This window comes from Deinococcus sp. (genome assembly GCF_018260405.1).
Lineage (GTDB): Bacteria > Deinococcota > Deinococci > Deinococcales > Deinococcaceae > Deinococcus.
The window spans coordinates 16358-32970 of record NZ_JAGLBG010000005.1; the positions used below are offsets into that span (position 1 = coordinate 16358).

Annotated in this window: 19 protein-coding genes; 4 read left to right on the plus strand and 15 right to left on the minus strand. The window is 61.3% G+C overall.

The features are described 5' to 3' along the window. Nucleotides 1-11 precede the first annotated feature (11 nt). The 9 genes from QZ269_RS01600 to paaA all read right to left on the minus strand — a co-directional run bounded on the left by QZ269_RS01600 (nucleotide 12) and on the right by paaA (nucleotide 7647). Nucleotides 12-668, minus strand: coding sequence for an SRPBCC family protein (locus tag QZ269_RS01600; protein WP_291423584.1), 657 nt, complete (start codon nucleotides 666-668; stop codon nucleotides 12-14). Nucleotides 669-980: 312 nt separating this feature from the next. Further along, a complete protein-coding gene (locus QZ269_RS01605; protein WP_291423585.1) occupies nucleotides 981-1289 on the minus strand; it encodes a hypothetical protein in 309 nt (102 codons plus the stop codon). Between the two features lie 87 nt (nucleotides 1290-1376). Then, complete coding sequence (gene paaZ, locus QZ269_RS01610) at nucleotides 1377-3491, minus strand: phenylacetic acid degradation bifunctional protein PaaZ (RefSeq protein WP_291423587.1); 2115 nt, start codon at nucleotides 3489-3491, stop codon at nucleotides 1377-1379. 16 nt (nucleotides 3492-3507) lie between these two features. Beyond that, nucleotides 3508-3831 (minus strand): hypothetical protein, encoded by a 324-nt coding sequence (locus QZ269_RS01615; protein WP_291423589.1) that lies wholly within the window; start codon nucleotides 3829-3831, stop codon nucleotides 3508-3510. A 227-nt stretch (nucleotides 3832-4058) separates the two neighbouring features. Next, nucleotides 4059-4238: a hypothetical protein gene (locus tag QZ269_RS01620; protein WP_291423592.1), complete on the minus strand. Its 180-nt coding sequence runs from the start codon at nucleotides 4236-4238 to the stop codon at nucleotides 4059-4061. A gap of 14 nt (nucleotides 4239-4252) precedes the next feature. Then, complete coding sequence (gene paaD / locus QZ269_RS01625; protein ID WP_291423594.1) at nucleotides 4253-4738, minus strand: 1,2-phenylacetyl-CoA epoxidase subunit PaaD; 486 nt, start codon at nucleotides 4736-4738, stop codon at nucleotides 4253-4255. 100 nt (nucleotides 4739-4838) lie between these two features. Beyond that, on the minus strand, nucleotides 4839-5627 hold the full coding sequence (gene paaC, locus QZ269_RS01630; protein ID WP_291423596.1) for a 1,2-phenylacetyl-CoA epoxidase subunit PaaC: 789 nt from the start codon (nucleotides 5625-5627) through the stop codon (nucleotides 4839-4841). Continuing rightward, nucleotides 5624-6301 carry a phenylacetic acid degradation protein gene (locus QZ269_RS01635; protein WP_291423598.1) on the minus strand — a complete coding sequence of 226 codons (678 nt, stop codon included), beginning with the start codon at nucleotides 6299-6301 and terminating at the stop codon, nucleotides 5624-5626. Before QZ269_RS01635 ends, paaC begins: the two co-directional genes overlap by 4 nt. Nucleotides 6302-6669: 368 nt before the next feature. Further along, nucleotides 6670-7647 (minus strand): 1,2-phenylacetyl-CoA epoxidase subunit PaaA, encoded by a 978-nt coding sequence (gene paaA / locus QZ269_RS01640; protein WP_291423600.1) that lies wholly within the window; start codon nucleotides 7645-7647, stop codon nucleotides 6670-6672. 237 nt (nucleotides 7648-7884) lie between these two features. On the opposite strand from paaA, the gene QZ269_RS01645 reads away from it, so the two are divergent. Continuing rightward, complete coding sequence (locus QZ269_RS01645; RefSeq protein WP_291423602.1) at nucleotides 7885-8517, plus strand: 1-acyl-sn-glycerol-3-phosphate acyltransferase; 633 nt, start codon at nucleotides 7885-7887, stop codon at nucleotides 8515-8517. A 166-nt stretch (nucleotides 8518-8683) separates the two neighbouring features. On the opposite strand, the gene nrdR is transcribed toward QZ269_RS01645, so the two are convergent. The 4 genes from nrdR to dnaB all read right to left on the minus strand — a co-directional run bounded on the left by nrdR (nucleotide 8684) and on the right by dnaB (nucleotide 12063). Then, the gene (gene nrdR / locus QZ269_RS01650) at nucleotides 8684-9181 is read right to left on the minus strand and encodes a transcriptional regulator NrdR (protein ID WP_291423604.1); all 498 of its coding nucleotides are present in this window, start codon (nucleotides 9179-9181) and stop codon (nucleotides 8684-8686) included. Between the two features lie 80 nt (nucleotides 9182-9261). Then, nucleotides 9262-9954: an SDR family NAD(P)-dependent oxidoreductase gene (locus tag QZ269_RS01655; protein ID WP_291423606.1), complete on the minus strand. Its 693-nt coding sequence runs from the start codon at nucleotides 9952-9954 to the stop codon at nucleotides 9262-9264. A gap of 43 nt (nucleotides 9955-9997) precedes the next feature. Then, nucleotides 9998-10720 (minus strand): NUDIX hydrolase, encoded by a 723-nt coding sequence (locus QZ269_RS01660; RefSeq protein ID WP_291423609.1) that lies wholly within the window; start codon nucleotides 10718-10720, stop codon nucleotides 9998-10000. After that, a complete protein-coding gene (gene dnaB, locus QZ269_RS01665) occupies nucleotides 10720-12063 on the minus strand; it encodes a replicative DNA helicase (protein ID WP_291423611.1) in 1344 nt (447 codons plus the stop codon). The genes QZ269_RS01660 and dnaB overlap by 1 nt, the downstream gene beginning before the upstream one ends. 458 nt (nucleotides 12064-12521) lie before the next feature. On the opposite strand from dnaB, the gene QZ269_RS01670 reads away from it, so the two are divergent. The 3 genes from QZ269_RS01670 to QZ269_RS01680 all read left to right on the plus strand — a co-directional run bounded on the left by QZ269_RS01670 (nucleotide 12522) and on the right by QZ269_RS01680 (nucleotide 14708). Beyond that, a complete protein-coding gene (locus tag QZ269_RS01670; protein ID WP_291423613.1) occupies nucleotides 12522-12893 on the plus strand; it encodes a type IV pilin protein in 372 nt (123 codons plus the stop codon). 71 nt (nucleotides 12894-12964) lie between these two features. After that, nucleotides 12965-13339 (plus strand): type II secretion system protein, encoded by a 375-nt coding sequence (locus QZ269_RS01675; protein WP_291423615.1) that lies wholly within the window; start codon nucleotides 12965-12967, stop codon nucleotides 13337-13339. Between the two features lie 133 nt (nucleotides 13340-13472). Continuing rightward, a complete protein-coding gene (locus QZ269_RS01680) occupies nucleotides 13473-14708 on the plus strand; it encodes an O-antigen ligase (protein ID WP_291423617.1) in 1236 nt (411 codons plus the stop codon). A 277-nt stretch (nucleotides 14709-14985) separates the two neighbouring features. Here the strand turns inward: QZ269_RS01680 and QZ269_RS01685 are convergent, their stop codons facing one another. Beyond that, nucleotides 14986-15630, minus strand: coding sequence for a trimeric intracellular cation channel family protein (locus QZ269_RS01685; RefSeq protein WP_291423619.1), 645 nt, complete (start codon nucleotides 15628-15630; stop codon nucleotides 14986-14988). A 249-nt stretch (nucleotides 15631-15879) separates the two neighbouring features. After that, nucleotides 15880-16611 (minus strand): hypothetical protein, encoded by a 732-nt coding sequence (locus QZ269_RS01690; RefSeq protein ID WP_291423621.1) that lies wholly within the window; start codon nucleotides 16609-16611, stop codon nucleotides 15880-15882. Nucleotides 16612-16613: the final 2 nt, after the last annotated feature.

A 16613-nucleotide genomic window follows, 5' to 3' on the forward strand; every position in this document is an offset into this window, starting at 1 on the left:
TCTGGTATGCCTTACCCAACAGGATGAGCGCTTTCGAAGGCCGACTTGAACTTCTGAAGGTCCTCGGCGATCTGCTGGCTAGGTTCCTCACCGAATAGTTTGGCGACTGCCGCACCGAGGGGGCCAGCGGGCGGACGGTAGCTAAGGGCCACATGCACGCGGCACTTGCCTCCGTCGAGGCTCTCGAACTGCACGCTGCCCGCATTGTCCACGGTGGCGCCAGGAAGGCTATGCCAGCCGATGCGCTCGCCGGGCTTGTCGTTGACGATCTCGGCTTCCCACTCGACGTGGGTGCCCAGCGGGGCCTTGGCAACCCAGCGGCTGCGCTTGTCATCGAGGGCCGTGACGCTTTCGAGGTGGCTCATAATGTGGGGCAGGTTTTCAAGCTTACGCCAGTAGTCGTATACGGCCTGCGCCGGGCGGTCAATGACCACGCTGTGCTCCACGAAAATAGGCTTGGAGGCCACGCTTCCCCCACCCAGGCCAGCCGCAGCCATCACGGGGTCGTTGCCAGTCACGGCCTTGTAAGCCAGGTAGCCGCCCGCACCAGTCAGCAGCAGCCCAAGCACGCCGCGCTTCTTGAGGCCCATCAGAACAAGTGCGCCACCCGCAGCGCCGGTCGCCATCCGGGTCTGATCCATACCACCCATCACATCGTTTTTAGTCATGTATAAAATCCTCCGTGCCTGACAGTCTAGGACCACGCACTAGCCCTGCGTGTGAACCCTTGCCCAACCTAGATTAACGCCAACACTCTTACGGCGTGCCAGGCCAGAGTTTGTCCACTGCCCCGAAAAGACACAAAGAGGGTTCCCGAGCCACATCACCGCCGGAAACCGCTCAGCGCCCTTTCACATGCCCACGCCTGAAATTGCCCGTGACCCGCGCCATCACCAGTTGCGCGGCCAGCGTGTCGGAAGGATAACGGGAACGTGACGGCGGGAGCGGTCATGCTTCCAGTTCGGCTCATGTGGCGTTGGTCAGAATGCCTGCTCCTTCCAGAGACAGCGCCGCCGCCAGCCTCCAATCTTGGGGGTCTTGAAGCACGCGGCGCGGCGACGGGCCACGGCTTCATCAGGCGCGTAAGTGGGAGCGGGAAAAATTTGAATAACGCCTTGCAGGGTGTCAAAGCTGCTCCTGATGAGAATTTCCAACTCCGCAGGCACAGACGCATGCCGTTCACGCAAAATCTGTACCCACTTGTGCAACTCATAGGCGCTTTCCTGGGCAATGTATTCCGGCTGAACAAACTGGACATCCGGATGCGTCAGCAGGGCGACGCCCGACATTCCAAAGACAGGCGATAGATTTTCTCGGTCATAAAGGCAAAAAGGGGGCGCAGACGCCCAACCGCCCCCGCTCAACCGCCTACAGGCTCAGGCCTCCGCGCTCTCGCCTTCTGTTTGCGCAGGCCCGTCAAACTCGTCCCTGGCCCGCTCCACCAGCGTCAGGATGTCGTAGGTCGCCACCAAAACCTCGTCCTGATTGCGAATCTCGGCGTGCCACTCCACCACACCCGTCGGGCGCGTTTCGCCCACGCGCAGGTCTTTGCGGATTTTGCGCTTGCAGGTCAGGCGCGTGCGGATGGTGTCGCCAATACCCACCGGCTCTACGAACCGCAGGTTTTCCAGGCCGTAATTCGCCAGCACAGGCCCAGGCGCAGGCGAAACAAACTGCCCAGCGGCGGCGGAAATCAGGAAATAGCCGTGCGCCACCCGCTTGCCAAAAATCCCTTCCTTCGCGCCAATTTCGTCTACGTGGGCATAAAAGTGGTCGCCCGTGAGCGCGGCAAAGTTCACGATGTCGGCTTCAGTGACGGTGCGGCGGTGGGTCAGCAGGCTATCCCCGACCTGAATCTGATCGAAGGTCTTGCGGAACGGGTGAACCACGTCTTCTTGCACCGCCGCGCCAGGGACATGCTCACGGGTAATGGCGGCGAGGGTGGTCGGGTCGGCCTGCACTGCCACCTTGTTCATGTGGTGCCCCACACCCGCTATGCCCGCCAGTTCCGCGCCGCCGCCCGCCCGACCAGGGCCGCCGTGCAAAAGCTGCGGCAGCGGTGAGCCGTGGCCCGTGCTTTCCTTCGCGTTGTCGCGGTTGAGCACCAGCACCCGCCCGTGCGTGCTGGCGATGCCCAGCACCAGTTCGGTGGCCTCGGTTCGGTCATGGGTGATGACGGAGGCGGCCAAGCTTCCGCGCCCCATTTTCGCCAGTTTGATGGCGTCGTCCAGCGAGTCGTAGGGCATCAGGGTCGCTACTGGCCCGAAGGCTTCGAGTTCGTGCGGCCCCCTGGCACTCAGCGGGTCGCGGCACAGCAGCAGCGTGGGGTCAAGGAACGCGCCCTTCTCGCGGTCACCGCCCAAGAGTTCCCGAAGACCATCAACATTGCCGCCACCAATGACAATTTCGGCTTCCTGCCCCAGCCTTTCCAATGTCTCGCGCACGCGCTGGCGCTGCTCCACGCTGACCAGTGCGCCCATTCGCACGTCGTCGCGGGCGGGGTCGCCCACCGTCACCTTCGCCAGCTCCTTTTTCAGCGCGTCCACCACGGCGTCTACCATGCCACGCGGCACCAGCGGGCGGCGGATGGCGGTGCATTTCTGGCCCGCCTTGTCCGTCATCTCGCGGGCCACTTCCTTCACGAATAGGGCAAATTCGGGGTCTTCAGGCTTAACGCTCAGGCCCAGCACGGAGGCGTTCAGGCTGTCGGCCTCGACACTGAACGGCACGGCACGGGCCACGATGTTGGGGTGAACACGCAGCTTGTTGGCCGTCGCCGCCGATCCCGTAAAGGCCAGCATGTCCTGTTCTTCCAGGTGGTCGAGCAGGTCGCCCGGCTCGCCCGTGACCAGTTGCAGCGCCCCTTCCGGCAGGATGCCCGAGGCCACGATGTCGCGCACCATCCGCTCGGCCAGGTACACGGTTTGCGGCGCGGGTTTGACCAGGCTGGGCATCCCCGCGATAAAGGCAGGCGCAAATTTTTCCAGCATCCCCCAGATGGGAAAGTTGTAGGCGTTGATTTGCACCGCCACGCCTTCACGCGGCACCAGCAGGTGACGGGCCACGAAGGTGCCGCCCTTGCCCAGTGTTTCCACCTTGCCGTCGGGCAAAAAGCGTTCGTCGGGCAGTTCGCGCCGCGCCATGCTGCTGTACGCAAACAGCGTGCCGATGCCGCCTTCAATGTCCACCCAGCCGTCGCGCCTCGTGGCCCCGGTCAGCGCGTTGAGGGCGTAGTAGTCCTCTTTGCGCTCCATCAGGTAGGTCGCCAAAGCTTTCAGCATCCGCGCCCGCGTGTGGAAGGTCAGTTGGCGAATCGCCGCGCCCTTTTCGCGCCCGTAGGCCAGCGCCTGGGCAAAGTCCACGCCCTCGGAGGAAATGACGGCGACGGGGCGGCCATACACAGCGTCTAGTAGGGTCTGGCCTTCGGGGTTGGCGTGCCACTGCCCGTAAACGTAGGAGGCGGGGCGGAGGATTTGGGGATTAGTGGTCATGTGGTTGGCTCCTTTGTTATTCCTTTCTCTGTAAAACGTATTGGCAGTAATTGGGAAAAGCAGCTTCATAAGGCTCTGCCGAACTGACTAACTCCAAAAATTGTTTTTGCGCGTTAAACTTCGCCCTATAACCCATCGCCTCAGCCACGCTGTCTACGGGAATCCACAACTCGCCCGCAGCTACTCGCGTTGGCACGGCAAGTTTAGGAAGTTCGCTCCCTAAAGCTACGCCTCTGATGTCCCTGGAATGCCAGACTGCCGTTACCCTGTCACTGTTCGGCTCTAAACGAATGCAGGCGGAAATATCAGCCAAATTGTGAACTGCGTCAAGGTAAGGCATCCAATCTAATATGTGGGTGTCTTTGAGTTTGACATACGGGTGATGGGTCCAAAATCTATATTCAGTAACTCTAGGCTGACCATTCAGGGAAATATCCAATCTATTTAGAACGGGTTTTGCTTGTCCAAGAGAAACATTGCTCAGAAACAAAAGCAGTAGAAGAAAATATCTCAGCATAGTTCTCCTCGCTTCGGCTCAGGCTGGGGCGGGGTTGGGGGCTTCACGTTTCACTCTCCCAAGGGTTGAGCAAAGTCGGCTGTTTTTCGTGGTGAAATTTCACCAGCTTTTGCACGTTCTGGGGCTGCAAAATCCTCAACTTTGGGCGCTTTTGCGAATATGTCCCAACCTGTTTGCACTTGCTGCAAAGATTGTGGCGCTTCTGAATGTTTGCTCTGGTTGCCCTTCATTCTCCCTTTGCCTCTCAAACGCTCTTAAACTCCTCAAACGGCTCTTTGCAACTGCCGCACACATACAGCCGCTTGCACAGCGTAGAGCCGAAAGAGGCGGTCAGGGTCACGTCAAAGCTGCCGCAGCGGGGGCAACGGGTCGGCTCTGACTCCAGCGTAATCAGCCCCTCACCAGCGGGGGCGGGCGGCGCAATCCCGTACTGGCGCAGGCGTTCGCGGGCGTCGGGCAAAATGGCGTCGGTCGTCCACGGGGGCGTGAGGGTACTAACCACTTCCACGTCGGCCACGCCCAGCCCGCGCACCGCGTCCTCAATGCTCTGGCGGATGACGTGCAGCGCCGGGCAACCGCTGAAGGTGGGCGTAAAGGTCACGCTGACTTTGGCCCCGTCCACCTCCACGCCGCGCACCATGCCCATGTCCACAATAGACACGACGGGGATTTCAGGGTCGGGGACATCCTGAAGGGCCTGCCAGACCTGTTCCGTTTGGAGCTGTGTCATAGCTTGCTGGTCAGTGGAGAGCGTGCAGGAGGTGGTGGAAAAGCCTGCCAGAGCTTTAGCCCCGGCCAAGTTTCGCCACTCACCACGCACCACTTGCCACTTACCAGACCTCCGCGTTGGGGTGCTGCCGCGCCACCTGCTGCATCTCGGCCAGCAGCGGCGCGAGGTGCTCGGTGTGGTTCTCGCGGGCCGGGCCGGGGAAAGAGTCGCGTGACATCCGCAGGCCGCATTTGTCCTGCAAGTGCTTGACCATCACCGCTTCCCAACGGGACCTGACCCCAGCAATGTCGGGAATGATCCCGGCCTTTACCAGCTCGTCTTCGCCCTCGACCGGCTGGAACAGTTGTGCGGCGTGCGGCCACAGGTCGGCCAGGGCGGTCTGGGTGCGCCGCGTGCTTTCCGGGGTTCCCAGCGCCAGGCGCTCTACCCACAGGGCGGTGTGCTGCACGTGGAATTTTTCCTCGCGCACCGCTTTGGCGGCAACTTCGGCCAGCGGCGCATAGGTGCTGTGCTGCGCGGCTTCGAGCCACAGCGCCTCGTAAGCGTCGTACATGAATTGCCGCAGCATGGTGTAGGCCCAGTCGCCCCTCGGCAACTCGACAAACCGGGTGTTGGTGTACTCGGTGGCGCTCCGGAACATGGCTAGGCGGTCAGGGTCGCTGCCGTCGAGTGCGCGGCGCAGTTCCAGGTACATTCCCGCGTGCCCCAGCTCGTCCTGGGCGATGTTCGCCAGCGCGATGTCCTCTTCCAGAATCGGCGCGTGGCCAGTCCATTCGCCGTCACGGTGGGCCAGAATAATCTCGTCGTCGGCCAGAGCGGTCAGTTTGCGGATCAGGGCCGCCGTCCGAGCGGCGTTCAGTTCGGTCACGGTTGGGGTGGGGGCAGTCATTTGACAGGCTCCTCATTGTGCTTGACGGCGGGCTGTTCGCCCACATGCGGGTGTTCGTTCACGCGGCCCGGCATCTGGCCCGAACGCTTGAGTTCGCCCACGTGCCGCCCGATGGTGCCGTAGTACTGCTGCTGCTTGTAGGTTTTTTCGGTGGCGGGTGCAAACCAGCTTTCCACCGTGCCGGGGTCGGGGTCGGTGGCGACTTTGGCCGCGTCAGGAAAGACCAGCCATGCCAGTGCGTCCGGGTACTGCTCGTGCGCCTGCCTCAGCGCGTCGCCGGGGCCAGTCGCCTGGACTGCGCCGACCAGATCCACAAAGGTCATGCTGCGCTTGTGCGACTTCTTGATGCCCACGTGGTACAGGCCCGCTGTGCCACTCACCGCCAGAACGTCCGGCGTACCCACCAGTTCCTGGGGCGTGGCCATCAGGATGTCGGCCTCACGCACGGCCCACAGGCTCACCGCTGCCGGGCGGCGCACAAACACGTTGCGGGCAGTGACCAGGGCGTGGTCGGGGTCGCCCGCATGCACAGAGCCGATGGCCTGATAGGGGCGTTTCTCGCTGTCCTGCTTGAAGACTTCCCAGCGGGGCCACTGGGTATCATGGGGTTGGGTATCGTGGCGTTGAGTGTCGTGGTGTTGGGTGTCTGGATGGTCAGGTTGGGGTTGGGTCATGTCTTTTTCTCCAGCGGCTTGAGCTTACGCATGGGTTACCCCTGCGCCCCTGCGGGGCATCTCCCCTTAAAAGGGAGGCTTGGGGGCAGGTTTTAGCCCCCCTTTTAAAGCATTTGGGTACAGATAATGCCCTTATGGCCCTTTCCCTTTGCGGGCCAACTCGCACACACTTCTCGCTCATATCACCCAATGGTTTCAGCTACGTGCCTTTCTCGTTTTTGCCCAGAAGATGTAAGACATCTCACCGAAAGAGCGAGAAGCTTTATGTCCTATGGAGTCCAGCAGTGTAAAGCGTGTGCCTTAGTCAGCCCTTGGCCGGGGAGGGCCTTGCAAAGCAAAGAAGGAGGGGGTAAACGAAGAAGGAGTGCTTAGTCCGCCGCCTCACCCTTTGGCCGCGCCATATACGCTTCCAGGGCGTCGCGCACCCACGCGCCCTCGTCCTGCGCGGCTTGGCGGGTGGCAATTCGCTGCTTGCCCAGGCCCCGCTCACCCTTAATGACGGCCCAGAACTCTGTCCAATCAATCGGGCCGTGAATCCAGTTGCCTGCCTCGTCTTGGTGCATATCGGGGTCGGGGACAGTTAGGCCAGCCTCCATCAGCTCGGGCACATGCTCGTTGATGAATTCCTGGCGCACCTCGTCGTTGGTCTTGAGCTTGATGCCCCAGCGGCTCAGTTCCCCGGTATTGGGGCTGTCGGAATCGTGCGGCCCCAGCATCTGCACGGCGGGCCACCACCAGCGGTTCAGGGCGTCCTGCGCCATCTGCTTTTGCTCGGGTGTGCCCTGGGCGTACAGCACAATCATTTCCTTGCCCTGCTTGTGGTGAAAGGTTTCCTCGCTGCAAATGCGAACCATCGCCCGGCTGTAAGGGCCGTAGCTGCACCCGGCCAGCATAGTCTGGTTTTTAATCGCCGCGCCGTCTACCAGCCAGCCGACCATGCCCACGTCGGCCCAAGTCGTGGTGGGATAATTGAAAATAGAGCTGTATTTGGCTTTGCGGGTCAGCAGCGCCTCGATCATTTCCTCGCGGGTGATGCCCAGCGTTTCGGCGGCGTGGTAGAGATACTGCCCGTGCCCGGCCTCGTCTTGCACCTTTGCCATCAGGATGGTTTTGCGCTTGAGGGTCGGGGCCTTGGAAATCCACTCGCCTTCTGGCAGCATACCCACGACTTCGCTGTGCGCGTGCTGTGAAATCATGCGGATTAGCTGGCGGCGGTACTCGGCGGGCATCCAGTCGCCGGGTTCTATCTTTTCTCCGGCGGCGATACGGGCCTCAAAAGCGGCGTGCTGCTCGGGCGTTTCGCCTGCGGAGATGTGCTTGGGCAAATTGGGTTGAGTCTGGGTCATAAGACAACCTCCTAGATCGGATAGAACTTTGGACTGATCTCAGTATACCTAACGAGCGTTAGGTTGTGTGTACTTTCAAAGGTTTAATAAGGCTGCGGATTGAATCGGGCGCGAAGGGATTTAGTCCGAGCGCAGGCGAGCACGAAAAGATGCGGCTTTGGCGCTCTGGCGGTGCAGGCGGCGCCGTCTTGGGCCAAACAGTTGTACCCCGTCCACGCGCAAGGCTTTTGCAAGGCTATGGCCCTCATACTGCGGGACGTGTTCCCCACCTGGAAAAACCTGCCGCATACACCTGGCTCCCGCGCTGCCCTGGTCTGCTTGAGGCTGGCGGGCTGGACGCCCGTGCTGGAGCCGCCGCCCGGCCTCAAGTTCGTGGTCGCCGCCGGGCCACACACTGCCAACGCCGACTTCTGGGTCGCGCTGTTCTGGATCTGGGCCACGCGCACGCCTATGCGCTGGGTCGGTAAGCACCAGCTGTTCAGCGGGCCGCAGGGCAGCTTCATGCGGGCGGTCGGCGGCATCTCGCTAGACCGCAGCAAGGCCAAAGCCAACTTCGTAGGCGCCGTGGTCGAACTGATTCATATGCAGCCCGAAATCGCGCTGGCCGTCGCCCCGGAAGGCAGCCGTGCCTACACGCCCTACTGGAAAACGGGGTTTTACTGCATGGCGCAGGAAGCGGGCGTACCAATTGGCGTCATGGCACTCGACTGGGGCCGCAAACGCATCGGGATTACCGGATACGTGCAGCCCACCGGTGATATCGAGGCCGATTTTGCCAGTATCGCTGCACTGCTGGGGGGCGTGCAGGGCCGCTACCCCAAAAACCAGGGGCCGATTGCGCCGCGCCCGGTGCAACCAAAATCTGTTTAACACCTAGAGCATCGTGCAAAAAGAGGGTGCTCTTTTGACCATTTTTTGCCGAGTGCAACGAGTGAAATAAAAAGAGCAGGACGGAGAATGAAGGGGGCGGCGGTGTTTTTCCAACGTGCCCATACTTCGGAGAACTGCTCTAGGTAACCTAGACTCTGCCCGCCACCTAGCGCCCAGGGCCTGAATCGCCTTTGTCGGTGTCAGGTTCGGCTGGTACTTCGCCCTGATCCTTCAAGCCGCGAATTTCCTCGATAAAGCGCTCCAGACTGTCGAAATCGCGGTACACGCTGGCAAAACGGATGTAGGCCACGTCGTCCAGCGGGCGCAGAAAGGTCATGGCCCGCCTACCGATCTCGCTCGCCGGAATCTCGGCGGCTTGCACGTCGTCTTCAAAGCTGTAGGCAAAGGCTCGGAGCCGGGCCTCGTCCACGGGGCGCTTCTCGGTGGCAAGACTTAGGCCGCGCAGCAGTTTGTCGGGGTTAAAGGCTTCGCGCAGCCCGCTGCGTTTGACCACCATCAGCGGTTCTAGCTGGGCGCGTTCATAGGTGGTAAAGCGCCGCGCACAGCTCAGGCACTCGCGGCGGCGGCGGATACTGGCCCCATCGTCGCTGGGGCGCGAGTTGACCACTTTGCTGTCGGGGGCCGAGCAATAGGGACACTTCATACGGTGGGCAGGGCGCAGGAGGCGGGGGGCGGTGAAAGGGGCAACTTACGGCTCATAGCTCATAGGTACGGCACGATAGTTCATAGGTACGGCACGTCGGGCAGTCGCAGTTTAGGGGCAGCTTCCAATGGAATTTCCAGCACGTTGCCGCGCAGCCGGGTCACGGCCAGGGCCAGCACCGCTTCGGCCACGGGCGCGTCGAGGGCTTCTTCGCCCGTGCTGGCGCGTTCGGGCAGCACCATATTCACGCGCATGTCTTCCTGCTGGGCCTTTTCGACCAATCCGCGTAAAGCCCCGCGCTGGGGGTAGACCTGAAGGCTGCGGTCTTCCAGATGCGGCCCGATAATGGTCAGCCAGGTACCGGGCAGGCGCCGGGCGATGATCTGCGCGATGCCGACGCTGCTTTTGACATTTCCGTTGAACAGCTCCATCCACTCGCCCTCACTCATGGACGTAAAAGACACGCTGGCGCGTTTGTCGGCCACATGCACCACGCCGTGCAAAGCCCCGAAAATCTGGGTGATGCGGCTCTGGGCACTAACAAAATCAAGCGGCACGGTCACATCGGCTTTCAGCGGAATAGCCTCGCCGCCCAGCAGTTCGATGGTGCTGGCCGCAGAAGCCAGGGTTTCGGAATTGTTGCCGATAAGCACCAGACTCGCTCCGGCGCGGGCCAGGGCCGTGCTGACGATCCGGCCATAGCCCTGATCGGCGGCAGTCACGGCGATCACCTTTCCGGCTAGGCTCTGCGGCGTGCCGAGTGCATAGGTCATGGCTTAAAGATAAGGGCTGAGCTGGCCCGGAAAGCGGCGCGAATCATAAATCCGGTTCGCCGTCGAAGTCGTGCTCTGGCACCACCGTCACCACGCCGCCCTCGCCCACACGCCGCCGCTTACGCAGCATGGCGGGTTCCTTGTCGAGGTTGAACACGAAATGGCGGGGACGGCGCTCACGTAACCACGTTTCGAGCGCTACCAACCGGGGCCGGAAGCGGATGAACTCGCGCAGTTGCCGGATCGGAATAAAGCGGGCCTCCTGCACGTCGCGGTCGGGGTCGCGTGGTTGCAGCTCGCCGCTGACCTCACGGGCCGTGTAGAAAAACTGGAGGTGATGCCCCCAGGTCTGCGCCTGAAATTCGACGATAAAGGCGAGGTCGCGCAGTTCGACGACCAGTCCAGTTTCCTCGAAAGTTTCGCGGCGTGCGCCGTCTTGCACAAGTTCCCCTGTCTCCAGGCCACCTTTGGGCAGCGACCAGCGCCCACGCTCGCGCACCAGCAAAATCTCGTCGCCGCGCAAGATGATGCACCCCACTCCGATGCGGGGAGCGGCCAGCGGCTGCTTGTGCCCACGCTTGCTGGGAGCCGCCGGAACAGGCACAGCGGTGGTGTTGGTCACCTGTCCGGGCCGCAGCGTCGCCGGAGCGGGGGCCGTGCGCCGACGCCGACGCCTGCGCTGATTGTTGTTCTGGGCCGCGCCGCCTGCCGGGGTTCCTGGCTGGGCTGCCTTGTTCTTTTCTGGTTTGGGCCGATCTTCTGCCATTACACACCCTCCGGCGCAAGATCGTTGAAGCGAACGTGTGCGCTATGAAATTGCAACTTAACGGTGCCGACCGGGCCGTTGCGCTGCTTGCCGATGATAATTTCGGCGATGCCCTGCTGGTCGGTTTCTTTGTTGTAGTACTCGTCACGGTAAATGAACATCACGATGTCGGCGTCTTGCTCGATTGCGCCCGATTCACGCAGGTCACTAAGCATCGGCCTGTGATTGGGACGCTGCTCTACGGCACGCGACAGCTGCGAAAGCACCATGATCGGCACTTCGAGCTCACGCGCCAGCCCCTTGAGGCCGCGCGAAATGGTGCTGATTTCCTGCTGACGGTTGTCGCTGCCGCCGTTGCTCTTGCCGCCCGACATCAGTTGCAGGTAATCAATCACCACCAGTCCCAGCTGCCCATGCTGCGCCGACATGCGCCGGAGCTTGCTGCGCAGGCCGTTAAGGGTCAGGTCTGGCTCGTCGTCGATAATCATTGGGGCCTCGGCCAACCGCCCCGCCGCGTGCGCCAAGCGCTCGAAATCGCGCTCATTGAGTTGCCCGCTGCGAATGCGGTTCATGTCCACGCGGGCCTCGCTGCACAGCATTCGCAGGGCCAGTTGCACGCTGGGCATTTCCAGACTGAAAACCGCAACCGCTTTTTCGCCGCGCAGAGCAACGTTCTGGGCGATAGAAAGCGCGAAGGCGGTTTTTCCCATGCTCGGACGCGCGGCCAGCACATTCAGACTGCCCTTCTGGAGGCCCGAAATTTGCTCGTCGAGGTCCTTAAAGCCGCTGCTCACGCCGTCGGGAATGCCTTTGTTGGCGTGCAGCAGGGTGATGTACTCGAAAGTGTCCTGCACGACCTCGCTCATCTCGGCAAAACCCTGACTCTTCTTTTGCTCGGCCACCTCGAAGATCAGCTTCTCGGCGCGGTCCAGCAGGTCTTCGAGGGGCAAGTTGGCGTCGTAGCCCAGCTGCATGACCTTGCCGCTGGCGCTAATCAGCTGTCTCAGCGTGTGTTTTTCCTGCACAATGCGGGCGTAATGCTCGGCGTAGGCGGCGGTGGGCACCTGCTCGGACAGCCCGATCAGGTAGGTCAGGCCGCCGATCTCGTCAAGCTGTCCCTTACCGCGCAGGTCTTCGCTGAGGGTCACTAGATCGACCGGTTCGCCGCGCTCTTGCAAAGTACGCATGGCCGCAAAAATCTTGCGGTGTCCCTCGCGGTAGAACATTTCGGGAATGACAGTATCCCCCAGCTGGGTCAGGGTATCGTTGTCGAGCAAAATACTGCCCAGAACGCTAATTTCAGCTTCCTGGCTGTGGGGCGCGACGCGCGGCGTAAGTTCCAACAGGGGCCTCTCTTCCGGCCTCCCCTGACGACCCAACCTGAGTGTGCAGGTTGCGCCCGAAAAGGACCGACAAAGTGAATTTAGGGGTGGAAGGCGGGGCTTCCATTCGCCGTACCCGGAGGCGCGGCTGAACTGAGGGGCAGCATATCACTTTGGCCGCAGTGACCCCCGGGCGTTCTTACTGCAACTCTTACAAAGTATGACAGACCCTACCCCCCCATCCAGAAAGTGGCGTTCTGGACGACCTTCCGGGTTATCAGGCTTACCAGGATGCACCGAGGACTACCCCCAAAACAGGTCTCAGCCCTTTCTCCGTACCGTAAGAGTCCTGTTAGAACACGCTGCGTAATCTGTGGTCAAGCAGGAACGGAAGACATCCGGACACCGCTAAATGCAATAAGTAGGCAACGCGGAACCATACATAACATTATCCGCCGCGCCGAACCAGGAGAACTCACATGACCAACAGCACCCAAGGCTTCACCCTGATCGAACTGCTCATCGTAATCGCCATCATCGGTATTCTGGCCGCCGTTCTGATCCCTAACCTGCTGAGCGCCCGCGCCAAGGCCAACGACAGCGCCGCGATGGCCTACACCCGCAACTGCTTCACCGCCGTGGAACTGAGCCGTAACAGCACCACCCAGGCCCTGCCCGCCAACGGCAGCTGTGAAGGCGCTGCCCTGGGCACCAACGCCCTCAAGCCCACCGCTTCGGTGCCTACTGCTGGTACCTACGCTGCGACCACTGGCGGCGGCTTTATGGTCACCGTTACTGGTGTGAGCGGCAAGGTCTTCACCTTCGACGGCAGCACCATGACCCAGAGCTAAGCTGATTAACCTCAGCTAACTTGAACCCTCACTCCCACCCGGGGTGGGGGTTTTTCAAGCATAGAGCCAAGATGAAAACCAATGCTACCCAAGGTTTCACCCTGATCGAACTGCTGATCGTGATCGCCATCATCGGTATTCTGGCCGCCGTCCTGATTCCCAGTCTGCTCAGTGCCCGCGCCAAGGCCAACGACAGCGCTGCATATGCCTTTTTGCGTCACTGCATTACAGCTATGGAGATAAAACGTGACCAGCAAGGGTACATTGTGAACGCGGCCCGGTGCGACGATCCTCTGCTCACCGACGCAGCCCAGACCCTGCCCTCTTCGGTCAGCAGCACCCTTATTACGCCCAATGCCAACCGTTCAGATTACAATATCTCTGTGACCAGTATTACTGGTAAACTATTCAAGTATGAAAACGGCCAGTTTATTCAGGGCAGCTGAGTCTACCCAAACGCGATCCGGTCAGGTGCCGGGTCGTTTTTCATTGGCTGTTCCGTTGCTCCTGGGGACGCTTTTCGCCGTTCCCCTCCTGATTAACCCAGGTGTATTCAGCAGTTTCGACCAAACGTATCTTTTGCCGCGTCTGTGGCTTATCTACGGTATTGTGCTGCCGTGCGGCCTCCTCCTGCTGGGCCATTTCCGCGTTCCCTGGCAGCTTCCCCGGTCTTTATTGGCACTGGTGGGCGTCTTTTTACTCTGGCTCGCCGTATCGGTTCTGGTGACAGGGGCAGGCTGGCCGGGGTGGTGGGGGCAGGCTGACCGGGCCGACGGCGTTCTGATGCACGCCGTGTATGTCCTGCTGGCCCTCTGTGGCTGGCGGCTGGGAACTGCCGACCCCGAATGGCGACCGAAATTCTCAGCGGCGCTACTGATCGGCGGCGGCCTGCTGGCCCTCACGAATATCGCGCAGCAGTTGCACCTGGCCGGAATCGCCAACGAGTATGCCCTCTCTGGGGTAGCCGCGAACCCTTTTGGCGGTACGCTTGGAAATCGGGGGTACATGGGCGGCGCTCTGGCCCTGTTGTTGCCCGGCAGTCTCTGGGCCATGTCGTATGTTCCTGCCAGATATCAGCGAGCAGGCCAGCTGGCGGTCATGCTGGTGGCCTGGGGCTGGCTCGGAGCGTTTACCCGTGGGGCCTGGCTGGCAGGAGCGCTCGGGCTGGTCTGGCTGGCTTATTTTGAACGTCCCAGTCGTCAGGTCTGGCTTCCGGTTCTGGCCGGTCTTCTGGCTTTTGCACTAGTGACGCCGCTCTATGACAACGCACGGCAGCTTTCCCTGGACGGCTCCGGCGGGCAGGAATTGACCGACAACAGTGGGCGAACCGTGCTCTGGAACTCGGCAGTGTACGGCATCAAACAGAAACCGGTCTTCGGCTGGGGCACGCCCGCGCTGCACCGAGTCATGAGTGTGCGTCCGCCACTGGACCTTCTCCGTGAAAACGGCACTCTGAACGTGGCTGACTACAGGGCAGTCCGGCAAAATGCCCTGTCTGCTCCAATTTTCCTGGTGACCTATCCGGGGGGCAAGAAGGAACGGGTCATGATCAATAATGTCGACAAGGTTCACAATGAGTATCTCGACTACGCCCTAACTTACGGCCTTCCCGCCGCCCTCCTGTTTGTCACCCTGCTCGGCTGGGGCGTCTGGTCCGGACGAACGGCAGCCTCTGGCCTGTCTGCCGGACTGATCAGTTACGCCCTGTTTTTATGCACGTGGCCGGAAATTATCCGTTTTGCGCCTATCGCGTGGTTCATGCTGGGCCTTAGCCTGGCGGCGGGTGCCTGGCAAAACCGGTCGGGCACCGCATAATACGAACTGCCGATTGAACCGGGGGTCGTTTTAGAGCAGTTTGCAAAAAGATGGCGCTCATTTGACCATCTTTTTGCCGAGTGGAACGAGTGAAAAAGAAAGAGCAGGACGTAGAATGAAGGGGGCGGCGGTGTTTTTCCGACGTCCTCATCATTCGGAGAACTGCTCTAGATTCAAGCCGGGCGCAGGCGAGTGGGAAAAGATACGGGTTTGGCTAAATGCTGACGCTTTCTTCGTCTTGTAACGCACCAAACGGGACGCTGATGGCCGGGCGGCTTTACGGAATGCGCCGGACTGGCAGGCGCACCCAGCCCCGCCGCGAAATCCAGCGCAGGGCCACGACCACCAGTGCGCCGCACAGCTGGGCGTCAAAATGAGACATCCTGGGGTACAGCAACCAGACGGCAGCGGCCCCGGCAGCCGCAGCGGTGGCATAAAGCTGATCGCTGCGGTACATGATCTCCGGCACTTCATTGGCAATCAGGTCGCGCACGATGCCGCCGCCCACACCGCTGAGCATTCCGGCGAACACGACCCCCAGCGGCCCCAGCCCAAAATTAATCGCTCCTACTGCACCGGACGCCGCAAACAGGGCCAGACCTAAGGTGTCGAAAAAGCTCATGGTGCGCTCGAAACGCGCCAGCCGCTCTCCCAGGCTGAAGCCCAGCAGCGAACCCACGATCGCCATCCAGAGGTAACTTTCGTCGCGCAAGAACAGTGGCGGTGTCTGGCCGGTCAAGGTGTCACGAATAGCGCCCCCGCCCACCGCCGTGACGCAGCCCAGCACCACCACACCAAACAGATCGAATTTTTTGCGGACTCCGAGCAGGGCGCCCGACATGGCAAAGGCCAGGATACCGATCAAGTCGAGCCAGTGCAGTCCGGTTTCAAGCGTGTGGGGCGTCAGGAGAATCTCGGGCACGGCCACCAGTTTAGGGGCAGTTCGCGCAACGGATGGAATGACCGCTTCCCCTGTCCAGAAAGCTGATCGACCAAGCCTCATTGCTTCGCTTGAAACCGTTCCCCGGAATTTCCCTATGGCCTTCAACCGCCTACCAGATAAGCAGGGGCGAGGCCCGGATAACCTGATACGGACTGGTTCGCTCAATTCGAGCAGACTCCTGGAGCTAGGCCGCAAAGCAGTAGGGAACGGCGCTCTAAAGCTGGAACATCACTTCGCGGTCACGAGGGCCAGCACCCACAGCGCGTCACGGGGCACTGGTAGGGTGCAGGTGAGTTGGCCGCCGCAGCCGGGCCACTTGTTGGGGTTGTCGGGCGTGCCGGGCATCTGGGCACCCACGATATTCAGCCTGCCCGTGATTTTGCTGAAGTAGGTCAACTGATCCAGCGGCGCAGACGCCGTCACACTCTGCGCCACCGTCGGCTTACCCAGTTGCAGTGCAGCGCGACTAGCCTGGAGCGGGCCGGAATAGACGTGCTGTGGCCGCCCCAGATAGTCCAGCGCATACCGCCAGCCCTTGCTGCCGCTGCCGCCCGACACGGTGGCAGTTCTGGTTTTCGCGTCCCAGTTAAGGTTCTGGCCTGACAGCTTGATCAGTGGGGCCAAAGAAGTCAGCTTGAAGGTCTGAGTTATGTTCGGCTCGGTGACTAGCGCCGGAATCAGGCGCAGCGTTTGCCCCCCAACAGACACCGAATCTTTTCCCACAGCGCAGTCCAGGCCAAGCAGGTCGCACGCCTCGGCGGGAGGCACCAGCACCTGACCGGACGCCAGTTGTGGCATGACCGTTTTTGCCCCTACCCAGGCCAGATGTTCAAAACGCACCCGCACCGGCTGAGGCTGCGCGGCCTGCGCCGGGGCCCCAGCAGCCCAGGTTGCAGCGGCCCCGGCCAGCAGCGCTATCTGGGCCAACCAACTGCGTTTTTTCCACTTATCACTTACCACTG